5 protein-coding genes are annotated in these 21,503 nt (G+C 70.0%); all 5 read right to left on the minus strand.

Going from position 1 to position 21,503, the window contains the following annotated elements:
- Positions 1 to 23: 23 nt before the first annotated feature.
- The 5 genes from ABCR94_RS13615 to ABCR94_RS13635 all read right to left on the minus strand — a co-directional run bounded on the left by ABCR94_RS13615 (position 24) and on the right by ABCR94_RS13635 (position 21,500).
- On the minus strand, positions 24 to 2,711 hold the full coding sequence (locus tag ABCR94_RS13615) for a hypothetical protein (RefSeq protein WP_347119507.1): 2,688 nt from the start codon (positions 2,709 to 2,711) through the stop codon (positions 24 to 26).
- Between the two features lie 94 nt (positions 2,712 to 2,805).
- On the minus strand, positions 2,806 to 3,144 hold the full coding sequence (locus ABCR94_RS13620) for a hypothetical protein (RefSeq protein ID WP_347119508.1): 339 nt from the start codon (positions 3,142 to 3,144) through the stop codon (positions 2,806 to 2,808).
- The gene (locus tag ABCR94_RS13625; protein ID WP_347119509.1) at positions 3,141 to 10,337 is read right to left on the minus strand and encodes a hypothetical protein; all 7,197 of its coding nucleotides are present in this window, start codon (positions 10,335 to 10,337) and stop codon (positions 3,141 to 3,143) included. Before ABCR94_RS13625 ends, ABCR94_RS13620 begins: the two co-directional genes overlap by 4 nt.
- Before the next feature lie 11 nt (positions 10,338 to 10,348).
- The gene (locus ABCR94_RS13630; RefSeq protein WP_347119510.1) at positions 10,349 to 11,929 is read right to left on the minus strand and encodes an IS1182 family transposase; all 1,581 of its coding nucleotides are present in this window, start codon (positions 11,927 to 11,929) and stop codon (positions 10,349 to 10,351) included.
- 52 nt (positions 11,930 to 11,981) lie between these two features.
- Entirely contained in the window at positions 11,982 to 21,500 is a 9,519-nt protein-coding gene (locus ABCR94_RS13635; RefSeq protein ID WP_347119511.1) for a WXG100-like domain-containing protein, read from the minus strand.
- Positions 21,501 to 21,503: the final 3 nt, after the last annotated feature.

Consider the following 21,503-nt stretch of genomic DNA (forward strand, 5'->3'; position numbering starts at 1 on the left):
GCGGGAGGAAAGGGGGAGGGACGTTACGGGGTACAGGGCACGGGGGCCGGCCCCGAGCAGCGTTCGGGCCACAGTGCGCCCGACGCATCGGCTTCCCGGCAGGCCGAAGCGTCCATTTTGGCGAGCGCCTCGTCCGAAGGAGGTCTGAACTGCGTTCTGCCGGAAGGTACTTCGGCGAGCAGCACCCGCGCAGGAAGACCGTCGTCCGCCCGGTGCGCAGCCAGTACGGAGAACTCGGTCCCCGCCGCGAAGAGAGCCGCCGCGCCACCGCCCCCCGTGCCCGTCAGTATCGCCGTACGGCGAGCCGTCATCGGACGTACGACATACCGCACGTACTCCTCGGGCGGCAGCGGCGCACCCTTCTGCTCCAGGTGCACGACGTCGAGCGGCGCGGCGCAGCGCAGGAGCGCACCGGGAACGACGCCGTCCGCGATTGCGGGCCCGGGTACGGCCCGCACCAGTGTGCCCCGCAGCGCGGGCAGCCTGCGCAGCCCGGAGGACAAGCATGCGGCGTACGGGCCCAACTCGCCCGCCCCCGTACTCGATTCCGCCTCGGCGGCGAGCGTCTGCGCCCCGAACCGACCGTCAGGAGGCGACGACAGATACAGGTGTACGGCGATGAGGTCGATCCGGGCCTGGTCCTCTCCGGGACCGCGCAGGCCCGGCAGCCGTACGAAGGCCTGGTGCACCGGGCCGGTGTGCTCCTCCCAGACCGACGCGGCCAGCTCCCGGAAGGCGGCCCGGTCGGCGCCGCTGCTGAAGCCCACCGGAGCCGGGGCGGAACGCCGGGGGGCCACGCCGGAAGCTCGGACCGGGGAGGGAGACGGAGTTGCAGCCGGAGTCGGAGCCGGAGCCGGATTCGGCGGGGTGGGAGTGGCCGCCGTCGCGGGGGGCGCCGGCGTACTGACGGGGGTCGGGGTCCCGGAGCGTACGGCGGAAAGGTGTTCGGGCGTGTCCGGTTCCGGCCGCTTCGGTGTGGGGCTGCTGCTGCTGGTGGTCGGACGGGTGGCAGGGGCGGTGACTGCGGGCGGTGTCGCGGCTGCGGCCGGGGCGGAGTTGCGTACGGCCGCGGCCGTGGAGACGGCGGCCACCGACGTGGACGCGAGCGCGGCGGGCCGGACGGGGGCCTCCGGGGCGGGGGCGGCCGTTGACTGCCCGGTGTCCGGAGGGAGAGCGGTGCTCTCGGCCGGAGGGCTGGGTATGCCCGGGGCCGTCGCCGCCTCAGTCGCCGCCTCCGGTGAAGCACGTGAGGCGGTGGGAGTGGAGGGGGCGGGTGTCGTCGAGAAGGTCAGGCCGTTGCGTACGGCGAAGCGCCGCAGGGCGGTCACCGTTTCGGGGCCGGCACCGGCGGGAGCGGTGATCTCGGCGCGCTCGCGTACCTGTTCGTCCAGTTCCGGCAGGAGGGCGGCGAGCGCCTTCAGGAGTGCGCCGCGCGCCTTGTCGTCCGTGGCCGTGTCCTCGACCTCGATCCGTACGGCCCGCGCCTCGGCGGGCCGGTCGCGGACGGCGGCCGGGGGAGTCGCGGAACCGCCCACCCACAGCCCGGCCCGTACCGCGACCACGTACTGGCCGCCGGGCATCCGCAGCGCGGCGGGTTCCGGATCTGCGGTGCCCACGGCTTCGGGCAGCAGCCAGTGCACCGGGCGCGGCGCCCGGCGGGACTCGTCCGGCTCGGCCGGGGCACAGAGCACGGCGGTGAGCAGCGCGGGCCAGGTGCACTCGCCCTCGGGCGAATGCAGCCGTACGGACTCGTGGTGCGCTGTGGTGCCCGAGGCGGGTGCGGGAGCGGGCAGGGGGAGGCCCGTGCAGACCTCCACCTCCGTGCCGAGCAGGTCCGCCACGTGCTGGGCGGCCGGCAGCAGGTCGTGTCCGTCGCCGGGGGCCAGCCGCACCCGGCCGCGCAGGTCCGCCGGCAGCCGGGCGAGCAGCGCTGCCAGGTCCTCCGGCAGGTCTTCCGCGAGGTCGTCGCCGGCTGGTCCGTCACTCACCAGCACGGTCGGCCGGCCCGGGTGTACGGCCAGGGCGAAGGCCAGATCGCCGGGGCGGGGCGCCGCAGCGCCCCGGGGGTGCAGCAGCAGCCCCGCCGGAATCTGGCGCACCGTGTGGCCGCCCAGCTCGCCGAGCGGGACCCGGGCCAGTGCCCGTTGCCAGTCCGGCGCGGGTATGCGCGTCCCCAGTGCCTCGGGTTCCGCGCCCGGCGCGAACCGCCACCAGCCGCCCGCCGGGCTCGCCGGATCACTCACGTACAGCCCGCCGCCGGGCACCAGTACGGCCACCGCGTCGGGAGCTTCCAGCTCCAACTCCCAAGCATCAGCGAGGCGTTGGGCGAGCGGCAGTTGCCCGTCGGGCTTCCGTGCCGCCGCTCCCGACATCACAAGCCGGGCGGCGGACCGCTGTTCGTCGCGCAGCCTGCCGAGCAGTGCGCCCAGTTGCTCGCCGAGGTTTCCGGCGGCCTCCGGGGCGACGTCGACGATGACGACAGGGCGCTCCCGCTCGACTGGAAGGCAGCGGGCCAGCTCCTGCACGGAGGTGCGGTGGTCGGCGGAGGAGCGCAGCAGGAATCCGTCCGCGCCCCCGGGGCCGGACCGGCCGAACTCTTCGAGGACCGTGTGCGGGCGCCGTTCGGCAGCGGAACCGGGATCGGCCTCCGGCTCCGTCGCCGCCGTACGTCGTCCGATCCACCGTGGCAGCCGCGAGGTCAGGCCGCTCATCGGGAACCCTCCCGACGGCTGAAGCTGCTGCGCTGCACTGACCCTCCATCAACGAACTTGCTCAGGGGTGATGTTAACCATTGCTGCCAAAAGTTCATGCGGAACCCCTGGGGCTGATGGTACGGGTGGGGCTTGTGGTGGATCCGCCAGTGGACCCGCCAGTGAGGATGTTCAGGGCGAGGTCGGAAAGGGCGGAGGATCGGGGGGCGGCGGGGGCGGCATTGAGGGCCGCCAGTCCGGCACGATCCACCTGTAGCTGACGTTCCATAAATTCCAGCTGGGCAGTGAGCTCCTGTGCGGTGGGAAGGCTCTCCAGCTGCCCCTGTCGTGCGGCCTGTTCCCTCTCGACGTGCGCGCATCGGATGGCGGTCACCGCGTGCGCGCGCAGGGCAGCGGCGAGTTCGGCCTCGGCAGTGCCGGTGACGGAGGTCATCGGGCACCGCCGAACTCGGGCTCGGCCTGGATTTCGAGCGCGAGGACGGCTTCCTCGGCCTGGACCAGGTCGAGCCGGGCCTGGCGCAGTCGCTCTTCGGCCGTACGGTGAACGGCCTCGGGGCTCCGCTGGGACGAGCCCTGCCCCGCCAGAGCTGCCTGGCGGGTGCGCTGTTCCTGTGCCTCCGCGTCGGCGAGTGCGTCGACGGCCTGCTGGTGGGCGACCTGGGCGTGCGCATGCACGGCCGCGCTCGCCAGGGCCCCCTGCCTCGCCCGTTCGGCGCTCAACTCAGCGGTCAAGCGTACGAGTTCGGCCTCCTCGGACTCCACCGCCAGGCGCTTCTCCAGGTCCGCGCGGATCTGCCGCACCGCTTCCTCGGAATCCCGGACCCGCTGCTCGGCCTGCTGCCGTTCGTCCGGACGCGCCGTCGTGTCCGCTGTCGTGTCCGTCGTCGTGTCCGTGGCACCGGGCTCCCCGGGCAGCAGCAGGTGGGCGACCGGCTGGGCGTACAGATTGCGGGCGCGCAGTACGGACACGGGGTCGTGGGCCGATCCGGGGGCGAACAGCGCGGCGAATTCGGCCTGCGCGGCGAGCAGTCCCTCCTGGGCCTGTGCCAGCTTCTTCTCGTCCTTGAGGAACTGGATGACTCGCTGCTGTTGCTGCCGCTTCTTCTTCTCCCTCTCCCTCTTCTCCGCGGGAGTCAGCTGTTCCTCGGCGGGGGCGGGGGCGGGGTCGGCGGGGGCGGAGGCGGCTGCCGGTGCAGGCTGGGCAGAGGGGTGGCCGTTGGCCCTGATGTAGGCCTTCACGCTCTTGTCCAGCTTCACGATGTCCGCCCCGGTGTGCTTCTCCACTTCACCCGCGAGGCGTTCCACCTCCGTCTTCACCTCGGGGGGAATTCCGGTGCCGGGGTCGCCCGTCCTGAAATAGGCGTCGATGCCGGCGAGGTCTTCGTCGGTGAATCCCTTGGGGCGGGACTTCTCTGCGGCGAGGTGCTTGGCGAACTTGTTCTCGAAGTGCCATTTCGCGTGCTTCTGCGCGTCGGTCCGCAGGTCGAGCGGGAGGGACTTCTGGTGCTGGCCGGAGCGGGTCGGGGACTGCGTGACGATGAGGCGTTCGTATCCCGGGGCCATGCCGTCGGTCTCGCTGGTGTCCGTCCGGGGGATGCCGTCGACCGTCTTGGTGGTGTGCCAGGCGGTCATGCGGTATCCGCCCATCTCGCTGTTGGGCTCTTCCAGGTAGCGGACGGGGTAGCCCATGAGGGCCATGGCTTCGAGGCTTCCGCTGCGGAAACCGATGTGCCGGGCCTCGGAATTGCGGTCGAGGTACTCGAAGAGCTTGAACTGTCCGGTACGGGTGTTGCCTCCCCAGGCCTTGGCGTTCTCGTCGGTCCAGAATTCGGTGAGGTCGATGACCTTCGCCCGGAATCCTTCCGGGGGGAGGGATTCGGTGGAATCGGGGAGCGTGCCGTTGTTGAAGTATTCGGCCATGGCCTGGAATTTGAGCTTGCCCGCGGAGGGCTTGCCCTCTTCTGCCTTTGCGTGGCCGGAATCGCCGACGATGACGACGGCTTTGAATTCGCCGAGCCCGGCGATGATCTGGGCGACTCCGAGGTAGCTGGTGTCGTGCTCGATGTGCACTTCGAGCTTCTTGCCGCTGAAGCGCGACCAGACGACGGCGACCTGGTCCTTCTTCTCCGGGGTCTTCTCCAGCGTGAAAGCCGGGTCGTTGAGTCGGCCCCGCAGCCAGTCGAGGACGGCAGGTTCCTCCGCCTTCTTCAGCCCGTTGTCGGCATCGACCTGCCAGGCCTTCCGTACGGTCTCCCTGAGGGTTTCGCTGTACTGCTTGCCGACCCGCTTGGTGGCGTCGCCCACGCCGAGCTGCTTCTTGTCGTTGTTCGCGGGGTCGTTGACGGGGAGGATCTTCACCCGGGCCTGCGGGTCATGGGCGCCGACTTCCTGGACCGTGAGGCCGGAGGCTTTGTAGAACGCGGCGATGCCCTGGGCGGTCTTCAGGTCCTTGTCGGTCTCGTAGGTCACATGGACTACCAGGTTCTTGTCCGCGAGCAGGGCGGTGGCGATGCCGAACTGGTCGCCCGAGGCGTAGTGCGGCTGCTTGAGCACCACGGTCCCGGTGTCAGGGGCGTGGCTGGTGGGGTGCTGGGGGAAGTGGTCGGGGGCCAGGAGACCGGCGTTCCCCGGATTCGCCGTCGTGGGGCCGGCGGTGGTGTGCAGGGGGATGACCGCGTTGTCGCTGACCCTCTCGATGGTGGCGAGGTAGTCGAGCGGCAGGTTCTCCAGGCTCTCCCGCCGGGTGCTGACCATGAGGCCGTCCTCGCGCACCCCACTGGCCAGATCGTCGCGGCGGAAGAGGTGCGGGTCCCTCTGCGCGGCATCGGAGTACTCATCGGCGAGCCCGAGGTAGTGGAGCAGCTCGTGGACGACGGTGGCGTCGTCGTGCTGGAGGTTCCAGTGCAGTTGGTCGGCGCGCACCGGGTCGGGGGAGTCCGAGAGGAAGACTGCCTCGCCGTGCGTCGGGGCGTGCACGAACTCGGCGGTGACGTGCAGTTGGTCGCCCGACTCCGGGAGCCGGTAGCCGCGGTTGACGTGCGCGTCGAGGACCTCCTGCATATGGGCCCGGTGCGCGGCGAGGTCGGTCGGGGTGAGCCCGTCGGTGAGCCGGAAGGGGAGGGCGACGACGAAGTGGCGCACGGTCCGTCCGTCGGGCAACTGCTCGCGCCGCACATGATGGCGGACGAGGGTCACGGAACCGTCGAGGAGTCCGGGCCGGGGGTTGAGCTGGAGCAGTTTGGGGTCGAAGCGCTCGGTGCGCACGGCTGCGGTCTTCGTGTGGGCGAAGGGGCGCAACTCGCTTGCCCCTACCGGGTTTTCCATGAGCTCGGCGCGCCTGCGGGGAGCCTTCGCGGACGGGGCGGAGGACTGAGGGGGCCGGGATGCGGACTGCTCGGTGCTCGTGGTGGGAGCCGACGACGTGCGCGGGTTCCGGTCCACGCCCTTCCCTTTGTCCCTCCCGCCGCTCCTGGCGTCGGGGCCCGGCCGGTCATGACCGGGGCCGCCCGGCTCTCCGCCCTGCGGCGTCCCGGCCCCCTGCGGTTCTGCGCGCCAGCCTTCGCCCGTCTGCCAGCGGATGCGGAGCGGTTCGGGGCCGGTGCCGGGACCGAAGAGGTGGGGAGTGCCGTCGGGTCCTGTGACCCGCAGATCGCGGTCGAGGGAGTGTGCGTACAGGTTCAGCAGGAAGCTCTCGGAGCTCTCGCGACCGTCGAGGGTGAAGGTGACGGCCGTCGACTGGCCGGTATCGAGCTGGGCGTTCCCGCGGACGTAGTCGCCCAGGGTGTGCTCCAGGGGATGGACACGCCCGGTGAACAGCCGTGTGGTCAGGTCCTCGACCGTCAGCTCGTGCCGCGCCGCGTCCGCGAGCAGGGCGCGGGCCTTGGCGGTGGCGGTGCCGGCGTCGTCGGTGGTGGTGTGCGCTTGGTGGATGTCCAGGAGCATCCGCTGTACGTCGGCGTGAATGGGGGCCGGAGGGTGGGGCCATGCCCCTGTCTGCGTTGCCTGAGCCTGTGTTGTCTGCGTCTGCGTCTGCGTCGTCTGCGTGTCGTCCGGAGTCAACGCGTGCGTGAGAGCGCCGAAGAAAGAGCCAGGAGAGGTGGTCAAGGGCTCGCGGGCGGTGTTGTCGAGGTAGGTCGACGCGATTTCCTCGAAGCTGCGCAGGAGGACGCCCTCGTCCGTTCCGTACAGCAGGTTCATCGCGTACGTGTACATGTGAAGCGTCCCCGGTCGGAGACCGGCCACCGTGCTTGGCGTACCCGGCGTGCCCGGAATCGGCAGCGACAGCGCCGGCTTCAGGGTCCAGTGCGCGAGGTGGCCGAGCGCCGAAACGATCCCGTTGACGTCAGCTTCTGTCAGCGGGGTCGTCAGCGTCGTCCGGGAATCGCGCAACTCGGCGAGCGCCTCGGGGGTCACGGGATGGTTCGGCGCAGCCGGTGAATCCCTTTTTGAGGTGAGCTTCGAGTACGGGACGGGGTTGATGTGACTCTGCTGGATGCGCAGGAGGTGCCGCTCGACCTGCGACTCGTTGATCTGGGGCGGGAGCAGCGCCAGGCCGCGCCGGGACTTCAACATGCTGAAGAAGAGCCGGGACAGATCCGTCTGCGTCGCGGCTTCCTCGACGTCGATCACAAAGGCCGTGCCGCGCACCGCGGGGCGCAGGTGCTCGGCGGCAACGCTCAGCGACGGGCCGGTCGCCGGCCCGTGGTCCCGGGCGATCTCCCAGGCCGCGAGGCGCATGAGGCTTTCGGCCAGGCCGTTGAACTCGGCCAACCCGTCACCGAACCGGACAGAGAGGGGTGTCGGCCCGTTGTCTTCGATCAACGTCGAGAGGCCGTCCACGAAGAGGTTCGGCTCGGGTGAGTACGGCAGGAACGGAGCGAGCTCGGCCATCCGGGACCGTACCCGCATGTCACGTTTGATCTCCTGGTCGAACTCCCCGACCATCCGGTCCAGGTCCGTCGGAAGGGTTCCGAGGCGCCTGCCCGGCTGAGTCTGCCCTGCGTCGTGCTGCGTCCACCGGTCGCGGGTCTCATTTACGAGCAGGGCGCGCCCCTGGGGATCGTCGGCGCCGGGAATCCGGTAGCCGCCCGACATCAGCAGCGGGCGCAGTGGCGGGAGCAGATCACTGTCGAAGTCGAGCCGGTTCTGGAAGTGGTCGAAGACGTGCGGGCCGGTGGGAACGGTGTGCGGGTAGTTGTCGAAGTCCATGAACGAGAGGTACGGGTAGCTGCCCTGCCCCAAGAGCCCGTGCAGCGCCTGGCGGGTGGCCGCACTCGTCATGGTCGCGTTGCGGGCCCGGCCGTAGGGGAAGGACTCGGACTGCTTCCAGCGCATGGGCACGGCGACCACGGCGAGCGGCACCGGGAGATTGCCCTCGGCCTCGGCCACGGTCCTCAATGCGTCGTCGGCGGAGGTCGCCGTGGCGGTGATCGTGCTGTGGAGGGCCGTCAGCTCCGTCTCGGTGGTGATCCGTCCGTTGACCCCGATGACGATGGCCGTCCGCTGTCGCATTTCGGGGGACAGGCCGTGCAGCACCGAGGCGACGAAGTCCTGGATCCTGCCTTCTTGGGCGAAGGAGTCCCGGTCGACGATCGCGTTCACCACGTACGAGGTCGGGCGGGCCTTGTCGACGCTGGTCCGGACCTTGTCGAGGTACCTGTCGGGAGGCAGCGTGCCGTCCTCGGTGGTCGCTTCGACCAGCGCGTCGAAGGACTCGTTGCGGAACTGGACCACGGCTGTCAGGTCCGGCTGGGACGGCGCTGTCGTCTGGGATCCGGAGCCGCTGCCGTGCTGAGCGGTGGGTGCGTTGTGGTGGGTGGTGTGCGTGCTGCTGGAGGTGTGGGTGCTGGTGGTCTGGATGCCTCCGCCACGGGCGCCGCCGCCCCTGTTGCCCTGGCCCCTGCCGCGGCCCCTGCCCCGGCCTCCGGGGGCCTGGCTGGTGGGCAGGTCGACGGTGTTGTCCGGGGCGAGCCGGGACTCGGGGCCCTGGACGAGCGGGGTCCCGGTGAGCAGATGGGCGGAGGTCTGGGCCTCGACGTTGAGGGCGCGCAGTACGAGATGACGGTCGTATCCCCCTGCCTCGCTGAACAGGAGAGAGAACTCCTTCAGGATTTGGTCAGCCTTGTCGTTCTCGGCATCCCTCTTCGATTCGGCGTCCACCTTGTTCTTCCGATGCTGCACGGCGCTCTTTGGGGTGTTTTTCTCCAGGGCCTTTTTGAGGCCTGCGTCAGCCTTCTTTATGATGCCTTCCTGAAGCTTCGTTTCAGCCTGTGTGCTCACCATGCGCACACCCAGTTTCCACACCGTATCGCGGAGTTCCCGCGGAATGCTGTGGCCGGGGTCACCCTCCTTGAAGAAGTCATCGATGTTGGCGAGATCTTCGTCGGTGAATCCCTTGGGGCGAGATTTCCTCGTGCTGGAATCCGGGGTGGTGAGGTGTTTGGCCAGCCTGTCGTCGACGTTGGCGTGCCAGGTGGCGTGCTTCTGCTCCGGCGTCTGCTTGTCCGTCGGATTTTCCTGGAGGAGCGATTTCTGGTGCTGGCCCGAGCGGGTCGGGGAGTGGGTGACGATGAGGCGTTCGTAGCCCGTGGCCTTGCCCCCGGTGGCGGTGGTGGTCTGCGGGGCGCCGTTTTCTCCGTTCCTGGCCGCGTGCCAGGCGGTCATACGGTGTCCGCCGGCCCTGCTGTCGGGTTCCTCCAGATAGCGGACGGGGTAACCCATGAGAGCCATGGCTTCGAGGTTGCCGCTGCGGAAGCCGATGTGGCGGGCCGTGGAGTGACGGTCGAGGTATTCGAAGAGCTTGAACTGTCCGGTGCGGGTGTTGCCGCCCCACGCTGCGGCATTCTGGTCGTTCCAGAATTCGGTGAGGTCGATGACCTTTGCCGTGAAGTTTTCCGGCGGGACGTTATTGGCGGACTTCTCATCGCGGTTTTCGGGATTGAGGAGGTTGCCGTCCGTGTCGTGCTTTTCGGGGGCAGGAAGGTTGCCGTTGTTGAAGTATTCGGCCATGGTCTGGAATTTGAGCTTGCCCGGCGAGGGAATGCCGTCGGTCGGCTTGACCTGCCCGGAGTCGCCCACGATGACGACGGCCTTGAATGTGCCGAGCCCTGCGATGATCTGGGCGACGCCGAGGTAACTGGTGTCGTGCTCGATGTGCACCTCGCCCTTCTTGCCGCTGAACCGCGACCAGACCACCGCGACCCGGTCCTCCTTCGTCAGGGCAAAGTCGGCGAGCTTCGCGCGGGTCTCGGGCGAACTCTCCGTCAGCGTGGAGTCCGATTCCCTCAGCCGACCCTGCAACCACTTGAGGACGGCCGGTTCCTGGTCCTTGTTCAGCCCGACCTGATCGACCCCCCATGCCTTCCGCAGAGTCTCCCTGAGCTCGTCGCTGTACGTCTTGCCGATCCGCACGGTGCCTTCGCTCACATCGAGTGGGCGCGCGGCCCCCTGCGTCGTGGGTTCGCGGGTGTCGACCAGCTTCACCTGGGGGCGTGAGCTCTCGGCGCTCGCCTCCTGCGTGGGGTCGGTGTTCTCAACCGGGATACCGGAGGCCCTGTAGAACGCGGCGACCCCTAGAAGTGCACTGAAAATCTTGTCTTGGGTCTCGGCTGGATCGGGATGGGACATCCCCGGCTGGCCTATGTGGTGGCAGGGGTGAGTGTCCAGGTGCCGCTGGTGCGGGTGAGTCCGAGGTTGATGAGTCGGCGGAGGTTGAGGGCGGCGGCGCGGTTGTGGAGCCAGGTGTCGTTCTTGAGGACGCCTCGGTAGGGGACCCGGCGGTTGCCGCGGGCGACGAGCCAGGCGATGGCGCGTTCGACCGGTGGTCTCCAGCGGCGGTACTCGTCCTGCCATTCCTTGCTGGTGGCGGCCTGGTGTCGGGCGGCTTTGAGGGTGTCGTATTGGGGGTGGACGCTGAAGACGCGTCCGGTCTTGGACGTGGTGCAGCGCTCGCGCAGGGGGCAGTCGCGGCAGAGTTTCTTGAACTGGGCCTGGCGGTTGCCGCCTTTGAGGGGGCGGCCGAGGGTGACGGTGTTGCCCGCCGGGCAGGTGACGGTGCCGGCGGAGGTGTCGACCTGGAAGTCGTCGCCGGTGAAGCCGCCGGGGATGGTCTGCCGCAGCGGTGGGGGCTTGATGACCAGGGTGTGGCTGTCCGCCTGGAGGTTCTCGCGTAACTCGCCGGTGCCGTAGGCGGCGTCGCCCAGCACCGTCAGGTCCTGGTCCTCGTCGGCGAGGAGGTCCTCGGCGACGGCGGCTTCGTGGTTGTCGGCGCCGCTTCCGGCGGTGAGGGTGACCTCGGTGAACAGTCCGGCCTCGGGCTCGAAGGCGGCGTGCGCGCGGAAGCCTTCCTGGTGGCGGCTTCGGTTCTTGTGGATGTGCCGGGAGGTGGGGTCGACGGTGGAGACCACGCGGTCGTGGGCGGTTCCCTTGGTGATCTGCCAGCGGCCGTCCCGGCCGTCGGAGCCCTCGACGGGTTCCACGTCCTGCCCGGCGATCAGGGCCAGCAGGGCGAGGGCTTGGGCCGCGCGCTCGCCGAGTTCCTGCTCGGGGAGCCGGCCGAGCAGGTTCAGGGCGTCGCTGACCAGGGCGTCGACGAGGTCGGCCCGCGCGGCCTCGTCGTTCCATGCGATGCGGGGCTTGCCGGGGTCGGTGTAGTCGTGGGCGGTGCACCACCGCGAGACGACCTCGCCTGCGCCGGGGACCTCGCGGATCACTTGCCGGATCGCGGCGACGAGCTGGGTGACGGTGTCCTGGGTGGCCACCGCGTCGTCCAGCACGGTGGAGTCCAGCGCCCGGCGGTGCTTGCCCTTGAGGACACCGGTCGCGGCCACGACCTCCTTGACCTTGGTGAAGATCCGGTTCGGATCCGCCGAGCGTTGCAGGCGACGACGGAAATAGGTCAGCAAGGAGGGGTCGAAGGCGGTGTCGTGCAGTCCAAGACCGCAGGCCGCCTTCCACCGCAGGTCGCACCGCAACTCCTGGACGGCATCGAAGTCCGAGACCCCGTACAGGCTTTGCAGTACCACTGCGGCGGACAGCACCTGCGGCGGCATACTCGGCCGGCCGTTGGCCGAGGGGTACATGTCCGCGAACATCGACCTGGGGAACAGCGTCTCGCGGTGCTCGGCCAAGAACGCGAACACGCTCCCGGCCGGGATCAGCTCCCGGCAGGTCTCCCACACATCCGCCCCGACCGGCTCCCCGGCCCAGTCCCCCTGCATGAAAACGATTCTGGCCCCATCCCACCCAGGACGGGTCCAGAACCCAACATTTTCAGTGCACTTCTAGGGCGATCCTCTTCTGCTCGTCGTCCCCGTACGTCAGATGGACTTCGAGGTTCTTGTCATTGAGCAGGGCCGCGGCGATGCCGAACTGGTCGCCCGAGGCGTAGTACGGCTGCTTGATCAGCGTGGGCTGGTTGTCCGGAGCCTTGCTGGTGGGCTGCTTGACAGTGCCGTCGGCCCCGAGACGGGAGGGTTCCCCGGCGTCCCCGAGAGAGAGGGTGGCGGGGACGGTCCCGTCCACGAAGTGGCGCAGGTCGACGTTGTGCCCCGGGATCACCGCGTTCCGGCTGACCTGTTCGATCGTACGGAGGTAGTCCTTCGGCAGCGTGCGCAGCGACTCCTCGTTCGTGAGCACCATCAGCCCGTCCGCCCGTACACCGGACGCGTCCGCGTCGCGCCGGAACAGGTGCCGGGTGTCGTCGGTTTCGCCCTTGTCGGGATCGGGCTTCGGGTCGATGTACTCGTCCGCGAGGCCCAGGTAGTGCAGGATCTCGTGGGTGAGTTCGGCGTCGCGGTGGGCCACGTCCCAGGTGAGCTGGTCGGCGCGGCCCGGCGGGGCGGGCGACCGGGACAGCGTCACCGCCTCGCTGTGTGCGGCCGACGCCAGGAACTCGGCCGTGACGTGCAACTGGTCGCCCGAGTCCGGCAGTCGGTAACCGGTGTTCACACGGGTGTCCAGAGTGGACTGCAGCCGGTTCTGCAACGCGGCCAGGTCCTGCGAGGTCAGTCCGTCGGTGAGCTTGAACGGCAGGGTCACGAAGAACTGACGGACCGTCCGCCCGTCGGGCAGCCGCAGCTGCCGCACATGATTGCGGATGAGCGTCATCGAACCGTCGAGCCGTCCCCCCGCACGCCGCGACTGGATCAGCTTCGGGTCGAACCGCTCGGTGTGCACGGCGGCCGTCGTCGTCCCGGGGAACTGCGCCACCTCGTGCGGCAGTACGGGATTCGCCACCCGTCCGCCCGCCTCCCTGCGCGAACCGGCCGTCCCCGGCGCGCTCTGCAGGGCGCCGTCGCCCGGGGCCCTCGGGGCGGGCCACTGCGGGGTGAGCGAGGCCAGTGACTGGGCGGTCGGGTCCGAGGCCGGCGGCACCGGGAGACCGGGCACCTCGGCACCATCGGCGCGGTGCGCCACGGCGATCGCGTGGCCGAGGGTGAGCAGGTCCGCCGCGGTCGCGACGTGATGGGCCTCCGCCCGCTCGACGTCCTGCCGTACCTCGTGCCGCCGCAGATCCAGCTGGGCGGCGTCCTCCGCCAACACCGCACGCTCCAGGCTGCTCTGTGCCTCGCCCCTGGTCCGTACGGCAGTGCGCAGCTCGTCGTACGCCCTGACCTCCCGCTCCGCCGAGGTCAGCTCCTTGCGCAGCATGGAATCGCGCTGCGTCAGCGACTCGATCCGGTCGGGACGCGCCGCGGCCAGATTGCGTTGGTTGGTCTCCAGCAAGCGGGTGGCACTCGCGAGGGCGTCGCGTGCCTCGGTCTCGGTCCGGTCGAGGCCGGCCACGAGGGCGCCGAGCCCGTCGTGCGCCTGCTGCGCCCGGTGCAGGTCGTGCTCAGCGGTGGTACGGAGACCGGTGGCGTGCTGCAGTGCTCCCTGCGGGTCGGGAGCCGGGGCGCGCCTGCCGTGCTCGGCCTCGAAGAGGCTCAACTTCTCCCGTGCGACGTCGAGGTGTACCTTCGCGCCGTTCCGGTCGGGGAACACGGACTCGTCGGGGCGCAGGGTCCAGACGCGGGTGCCTTCTGCGTCGCGCAGCGCGAGTTCCACCGTCAGCCCGCTCTCCACGGCGATGGAATGCGCCCGGTAGAGCGCCTCGACGCGGGCGGCCGGGGTGGGGTTCGTCCCCAGGTCCAGCCACAGTTGCGGGACGGCTCCAGGGGGCAGCACATCACCGGAGGCGGTGATCAGGTGTGCCGTATCGGCGGGATCGAGGTTCCTGACGTCCGGGGCGGACAGGTCCCACACCCCGTCGCCACGGCTCGCCCCGGGAAGTACCCCGAGGCCCAGCAGATCGCGTTCCGGCAGCCGCAGCACGGCGGTGCCCGTCGCGTACCGCACCTCGCCCGTCGGGCCGGTCAGGGTGGTGACGGTGTCGACCTCGACCTCGTACGTACGCAGTCCCTGGTCGGCCGCCGGCAGGCCCGGGGTGCCGGTCTTCTCCCAGTGCCGGGACAGCGCCGACACTCCGCCGCCCTGACCGCCGGGGGTGGACTGCTGCGAGAGTACGGGCGCCGATCCGCCGAAGTTGTGGCCGCCCTTCTCGCTCAGGGTTCCGGTCACGCCGAGGGTGAAGGCGCTGCTGCGGGACGTCGAGGAGCCGGAGGTCGTGCTGAAGCCCGTCACCCGCACCCGGTCGACCGTCACACCCTTGGTGTTGTCGATCAGCCGTGGGCGGAACACCTCGGTGGACAGGGTGACGTGGGGGTGCTTCGAGGTCCCGGTGAGGGCGCCGCCCGCTCCGGCCGCCACGCGCACCGGGTCCAGGGTGATGCTCCCGCCGTGCAGCAGCTCGGTCAGCCGGACTGCCGCGCCGTCGGTCGAACTGCCCGAGGTGAGACCCGTGGTAGAGAGCTTTGGAGCCAACTCGACGACAGTGTCGAGGAGTTGTTGCTGATTGCTGAGCGAGTACGCGACCTCGTTGCCGGTCGGCCGCAGCGGTGTCGCCGTGGCGAGCGGGCCCGTGCCCTGTCGGGGGTTCTGCGCGGCGACCCCGTACGACAGCCTCTCGTGCTCCGGCAGGGGCGCGGGGGCCTGCTGCTCGCGGTCCCCGGCGAACCGCAGGGTGACCCGGCCGTCGACGGGCTCCGCCAACGGGTGCACGGCGTCGTCGCCGTCGAAGCGCAGGTCGGCGGTGAAGACGTACCCGAGGGTGAACTCATTGCCGCCCTCGGTGCGTTGCCACAGCCGGTCCTCGGCGGTCATGGTCGTACTCACGCTGTCGGTGGTCGTCGTTGAGCCGCTCCCGGAAGGGCTGAGGGTCAGCTTGCGGGAGGTCTCGCCCGACGTCGGCACGGTGAGGGAGCCGGGCACGGTGAAGCCCCAGCGGGTGGTGTTGCTCCTGCCCTCGGTGACGTTCGCGGGGGAGTGGGCGGTGTAGTTCTCCACCGCCGCACCGGTCGCGGACCTGCGGCCACGCACGTACGAGAGCTCGGTCGGGTTCCAGGCGGGCCGGCCGTGCACCCGCACCGTGACGGTCCGCGTGGTCAGGCCGCCCAGGCCGCCCGTGTACGGGAAGGAGAAGACCAGCGGCCCGTTCTCGCCCCGGCCCGGCAGTGCGCCGAGAGCGGCGGGGGAGGTGTGGTCGGCGATGCGCTGGCGCAGCCCCGGCACGTAGTCGCGGTGGCCGGGGGTGAGGCTGCCGGGCGCGTGCTCCTGGACGAGGGCGGTGAGCCGCTCATGGAGGAGATCGGGCCGCCGGGGGTCCTCGTTGACGGTGGGCGGGGCCTGGACGGGCCCCTGCTCGGGGGACTCCTGCGAGGTTGTCGCTGTCGCTGTCGTTTCCGGGTCCACCGGCACCGGTAGCGGTGCCGCCAGCGGCGTAGCCTCCAGCACCGCCGCGAGTCCGAGCGCACCGTGCTGTACGACGCGGTACGGCAGGGTGACGTTCTCGGGGCGCGTGGTGTCGGTGTCGCGGCCCGCGATGTATCCCAACATCGTTCCGCCGCGCCGCAGTTGGTCGTCCGTGGCGAGGAAGGTGATGCCGCCCGGCACGTGCACCGTACGCGTCACGGAGTCCGCGCTCGTGTTCAGCGGCGAGACCCGCCGGTGCCCCCGGTGCACCGTCACCTCGTACGTGATGTCCGCACTGATCCGGCGCTGCTCGGCGCTCTCGGAGGGCACCCGCGTCATGCTCGTCGACGCGGAAGTCGTCGCCGAACGGCCGCTTCCCCGCCCGTAGACGCCCTTGCCGCCCGCGCCGCCGGTGACGGGCTTCGTCGCCTTGGGGGCGGACGGGTCGGTGGACGACGGCGCGGTCGCGGCGGTCTCCGCCTCCGCGCGGCTCTGGCCGTACTTCATCGTGAAACCGGGGCCGGCCTCGTGCGAGCTGGCCTTGCCGGCCTGGTAGGAGGCGCTGTCGGTGGCGCCGAGGTCCGTCTCGCCGTACTGCCGCACGCTGCCCAGATCCTGCGGATTGGTGAGGACCGCCCGCACCTCGACCACCAGATCGGTGCCCGCCAGGGCGCCCGGCACGAACAGGTCGTCGATGACGAACCGGCCCTTCACCATCTGGTGCGCCCGTGAGAGCAGGGCTGTCGGGGCCAGTTGGGCGTGCAGCGCCTCGTGCAGCAGCAGGCCGTGGTCGGAGCGGTCGCCACCGGTCACGGACTGCTGGACCACCGTACCCATGTGCAGGACGGACCCGACGACGGAGCTGGCGGTGTCGGCCGCTGCCGCCCACCAGCTCGCCGAAGGGGGAGCGGTGGTGGAGGTGGTGGCGACCGGGTGGGGGGCGGTGGTCGTGGGCAGTGTCGGGCCCTGGACGGTCGCACCGGTGTTGCCCAGACTCTGCAACTCGATGTCGTTCGGGTTCTCGTCCGTGTTCGCGTTGTCGTTCGCGTGCGTGCCCGGGTACGCGCCGGGCATGGCCGGCTGGGCGGACGGCCGGCCGGTCGGTACGGACTCCTGCCCCGCAGGCGGCGTCGAGAGGTCCGAGAGGATCGCGTCGACGGCTTGGTACAGCTCCTTGCTGCCCCGTACGACGTCGACGAGCGAACTGTCGGGCAGCAGGAAAGTCTCCAGTGCCGGGGACAACGGGGTGCCGGACGGCTGGAGTTGTGCGTCCACGTACGCCTGCGAGGTCTGCTCGGTGCGCTTCTCGGGTACGGCCAGGTCGACGAAGACCGCCTCGTCGCCCGAGGTGAGGGGGCCGGTGTCGAGAGGCCCGGTCCCGTCGGTGATCTCGACCGCGAACACGGCCGGGACCCGGAAGACCTCCGTCGTCTGATTGCCCGTCAGAATCATCTGGGAGTGCGAGACCGCCGCGCCGACCGTCGAGGCCTCGGTCGACTGCCAGGTGCCCTTGTAGTCCGCGGTGACACTGCCCCGGAGGTGACCGGCTGCCAGACCGGTGGCCTCGCCGCTGAGCTGGAAGGTGGAGGAGGCGCCGGACGACTGCTGGCTCGTGCCGGGCACGGACATGCTGCTGATGCTGGGAAGGTGGATGTTGGTCAGGGTGGTGCGGTGGCTCGGGGGAGTGCCGTCCTGGGGATTGCGGTCCAGAGTGAAGCGCAGCCGGACGCGCTCCACGCCACCGCCCGTCACGGGCTGGGTGAAGTGCAGGGTGAGGCCGCCGTCGACGAGCTCGTCCATGGTGCCCAGGAGGCCGTTCTGGGAGCCGAGGAGGGAGAGCTTGCGCAGGTTCTCCAGTCGTGCCTTGACCAGGCGTTCGTCCATGAGCGGACTGCCCTGCTCGCCCGGCTTCGGCAGGTAGCCCTTCTCGTCGAGCCAAGTGCGTGCCTGGTCGAACACGTTGGTGACGCCCTCGCCGTGCACCCGCAGCGGAGTGGTGGTCAGGCCGATGGCGTCCAGCCGCGCCACCTCTGTGGGCGCCTGCTTCTGTCCGGGGGCCGCGGGCCCGCTGCCCCGCGCGGTCTCCGGGGTGAGGGCCCTGATGCGTACCGGTGTGGCGGGCATGGTCCGCGGTGCGTCCGATGCTCCGTCCGACCGGATGAACTCCACGCTGTAGGCCACGTTCGCCGGGGTCAGTACGTGTCCGCCGTTGGTGCGGATGTTGTGCGTCACGCTGTGCGTGGCGCCCGCGCCGAACCCCTGGTCCTTCTGGCTGGTATAACCGCCCTTGGCCACCGCGGAGCCGCCCAGGTGGAAGTCCCGGAACGAGTTGGCGGCCTCGGCCGGCTTCTTGTTGAAGGCCCCGCCGATTCCGCCCTCGATGCCGTACGAATTGGACACCTTCGCCAGCGAGTCGGCCTTCAACTGGCGGTCCAGGAAGCGTTCCAGGCTGTAGTTCGGGCCGACCTTGACGTCCTGGCCCTCGCGGCCGGTCACCTGCGCGGTGACCTTGAACATGCCGACCGTGTTGCCGCTCTTGTCCAGCAGGACCGGCGACCAGGTGCCCGTACGACCGCCGGGGTTGTCCGTCGCCCGTTGCAGCGGGAGGGCTCCGAGCAGGTGCTCCGGGCCGAAGAACTTCTCCGCGACGGATCGCGATTCGGGTGCGAGTGCGTCGAGCCTGCCCGCGAACTGGGCTCGCACTTCGCGCAGCAGACTGCCGGGGTCGGACATCGAGTCCATGACCCATAGCGGCGATTCGTCGAGATGCGTGCTGAAGGCCGTGGGATCCGTGTGGTCGAAGACGTTGCCGTTCTCCGTGCCGTAGCCGGGCGTGGCCAGATGCTCGGGGAACCACGCGGTCACCGTGCCGAGCTCGGACACGTCCGTGCTGCTTGCCCGGTTCTCCGGGATCTCGTTGAACGGGGTCTCCGAGGACGCCCGCACCCGGCCCAGGGCGGCGAAGTCGAAGGGGCTGGCCGGCTCCGTACTGCGCATCAGACTGGTGGAGTTGACGGCGGTGCTCACGGTCGTCGTCAGGCTCGTCTGCTGGCGGGAGACGTTGAAGTTCAGCGACGCGGGAATACCGGTCAGGAAGCCGCTGAGCATGCTGAAGGTGTTCGAGAGCAAGGTGAGGGAGACGGTACGGACGGCCGTGGTGGAGGCCGTCGACGTGCTGTCGAAAGCAGCGGCCTGACGCTGCTCGTTGTTGTGCGGCGGCCGGCGGTCGCCCGCACCGAACTGTGCGGACGGCCTGGGCGAATCCAGCTGGAGTTGTACGTCGAGGGAGCGCGGCCGGCTCCCGACGTCCACGGTGATCCGGTGACCGTCCTTGCTGAGCAGCATCAGGCGGTTGTCCTGGAGTGCCTGCGGGGACAGCAGGGAGGCGAGCTGCGCGAGCGCGTCGGTGCGCCGGGTGCCGGTGAGGGGACCCGCGATCGTCTCCAGCTCGGCCAGCACCTGCTGCTGGAGGTTCGTGGCGACCTGGTCGGGGATCGGCGCGAGGTGGACGCCGCTGACGCCTTCGCCGCTCTGGGATCCGAACTTCCTTACCTCGGTGGAGGGTTGGAAGGGCGGCGGAGGCGGGGGCGAAGGGGGTGGCGGGGTGGAGTTGCTGGGGCCGGGGGCGCCGTCGTTCTGCGTGGCGTCCATGGTGATGACGGTGTGCAGCGGGGGCACGGTCGGCGGGGACTGGCTGCTGGTCCAGGCGGGGGTGTGTGAGGTGGATTCCGAGTCGCTGGAGTCGCTGGAGTCGTCGGAGGGGGCGAGGCGGGATTCGGCGGGGGAGAGGGCGGGCTCGGTCGGGTTCTGCGAGAGCGTCTGAGGAGGAGACGGCTGCTCCGGCGAGGGGTTGTGCCCCTGCTCCTGGGCCTCCTTGACCGGTGTCGGCTCGGTCTGCTGCTCGCCGCCCTGCTCCTGGGTGGTGTTGCTCTCGGTGGAGAGGGTCTGGACGGGGGCGGGCGAGTTCGAATCACCGACCTGAGTCTGGTTGTTGCCCTGGGTCGACTCGTTGCCGTCGCCCTCGGTGGAGGCCGTGGCCGACGAGGTGGTGTTCGGGCCCGTGGCCGGGTTGCCGGAGTTCGTGGACGCCGGGTTCGATGAGGAGGAGGCGGGATTCGAGGACGAGGTCGTGGAGGTGGTCGAGCTTGTGGATGTGGTCGAACTCGTCGTACTCGACGGGGTGTTGGAGGTGGTCGAAGCGGACGGTGCGTTCGCCGAAGTCGTCGCGGGCCCGGTGGCTCCCTGCGCCATGGGCGACGGCGTGCCGACGAGCGGCGGGGCCGTGTCCGGCCCGCCCTCCTCCTGGGCGTCGGGGACGACCTGGCCGCCCTCGTCGCGCGAGGGACCGGACGTGTCGAGCAGTTCGAAGCCCTCGTCGTCGTACGACGTGGGGGAGGTGGAAGGCGGGTCGGTGGACTCCGACCCGTTTGCGGACTCCGAGTCGTCGGAGTGGAGCGAGGAGGTGTCCGAGCCGTCGTCGTCGCCGTCCAGGGAGTACAGCGACGAGGTGTCGGAGCCGCTGCCTGTGCCGTCGCTCGCCGTGTTCGGGCCCGAGTTCGCGCCCGTGCTGGCGCCCGCATTGCCGCCCGTACCGCCCCCACCCTCGGACCCGGTGGGGCCGCCCGAGGATTCCAGTCCGCCGCCCGGCAGCTTCAGCCCGGCCTCCAGGAACTGATTGCGCAGGTTTCCGCCGAGTTTGTCGCCGCCGGTCTCCAGCCCGTGGCTGAGGCGTCCTTCGACCATGCCCGAGCCGAAGGTCAGGCCGGAGGTCTTGAAGGTGTGGTCCTCGCTGAAGATCAGGTTGTACATGCCCTCGGAGACCGCCGCGTGCGCGCCGTCGAACACGCCCTTGCCGAGCTGGTTCGCGCCCGCGCCCGCCATCGACTGGAGGATGTTCTTGCCGAGGGCGTCGGCCGTGTCCCGGCCCAGTGCCTTCCCCAGCGGACCGTTCGCCACGTCGCCCAGCGGCTTGAGGGTCTTGCTCAGGGCGTCCGGGAGCTCCTTCTTGCCGGTGTTCTCCAGCAGCGTCTTCGCCCAGTTGCGGCCGACGTCGCGCGCCTCGTTGCCGCCCAGGTGCTTCTTGAAGCTGTCGCCGACGTCGCGGATGAATTTGTCGCCGGCTGCCTTGCCGCCCGGCCCGGCGGTGTTCGGCAGGTTGTCCTTGAAGTTCTTGGCGATGTCGTCGCCGAAGGTCTTCGGCGGCTTGGGCCCGATCCCGGTCGGCCCCTTGGGCCCGTGCACCGGAGGCGGCGGAAGGGCGTCGTCGAGCTTCTTGCCGAGGTTCTTTCCCGCGTCGTTGCCGAAGAGCTTGGCGAGCCCCTTGCCGAACTTGTTGCCCAGGAACTGGAAGGGGCCGGCCAGGAGCCCCTGGATCATTCCGGACAGGGCCGCGGCCTTGGTGAGCGAGCTGTCGTACTCGTCCCGGGTTCCCTGGTTGAGCTGCGACCACTGGACGAGGAGGTCCATGGCGACGCCCATGCCCACGTTGATGATCTGGTGCATGAGCAGCGTCAGGATCATCCGCCCGAGCCACGTGCGGATCATGAACCGGGCGATCGCCGACCTCGCCAGGTACGCCTGGATGGACGCCCCGAAAGAGAAGAACGCCATTGCCAGCGCGATCGCTGCTTCGAAGAGCAGTTCCACCAGCTGGGCGATGATCATGTACTTGGTGTACTGGAGCTGGGTGGCGCCCTTGCGGGTGTACTGGCCCAGGAGGTTGGCCTGGTCGGCGACCGCGTCGAAGTAGTTGAGCCCCTCCTCGCCTATGAAGCTCTTCATGGCCGCCTGGTACATCTCGGCGGCGTCCCCTTCGAAACTCTCCCTGGTGAAGCCGAGGGCTTCGGCGATCTGTTGCTTGAGGTCGTTCGACAGCTTGCCGTGCAGGTCCTTGTGGACCTCGGCCAGCGCGAACATCTTGTCCTCGTCGCCGTTCGGCGGCACTTCACCGGTCAGTGCGGCGAACAGCCAGGCACAGTCGGGAGGGAATTCCAGGGACACGAA

Source organism: Streptomyces changchenzhani, assembly GCF_039766235.1.
In the GTDB taxonomy this organism is placed as follows: domain Bacteria; phylum Actinomycetota; class Actinomycetes; order Streptomycetales; family Streptomycetaceae; genus Streptomyces.

Coding starts and splice junctions, on each gene's coding strand:
- ABCR94_RS13615 (WP_347119507.1), bottom strand. CDS start 2,711: ATGAGCGGCCTGACCTCGCGGCTGCCACGGTGGATCGGACGACGTACG.
- ABCR94_RS13620 (WP_347119508.1), bottom strand. CDS start 3,144: ATGACCTCCGTCACCGGCACTGCCGAGGCCGAACTCGCCGCTGCCCTG.
- ABCR94_RS13625 (WP_347119509.1), bottom strand. CDS start 10,337: ATGTCCCATCCCGATCCAGCCGAGACCCAAGACAAGATTTTCAGTGCA.
- ABCR94_RS13630 (WP_347119510.1), bottom strand. CDS start 11,929: ATGCAGGGGGACTGGGCCGGGGAGCCGGTCGGGGCGGATGTGTGGGAG.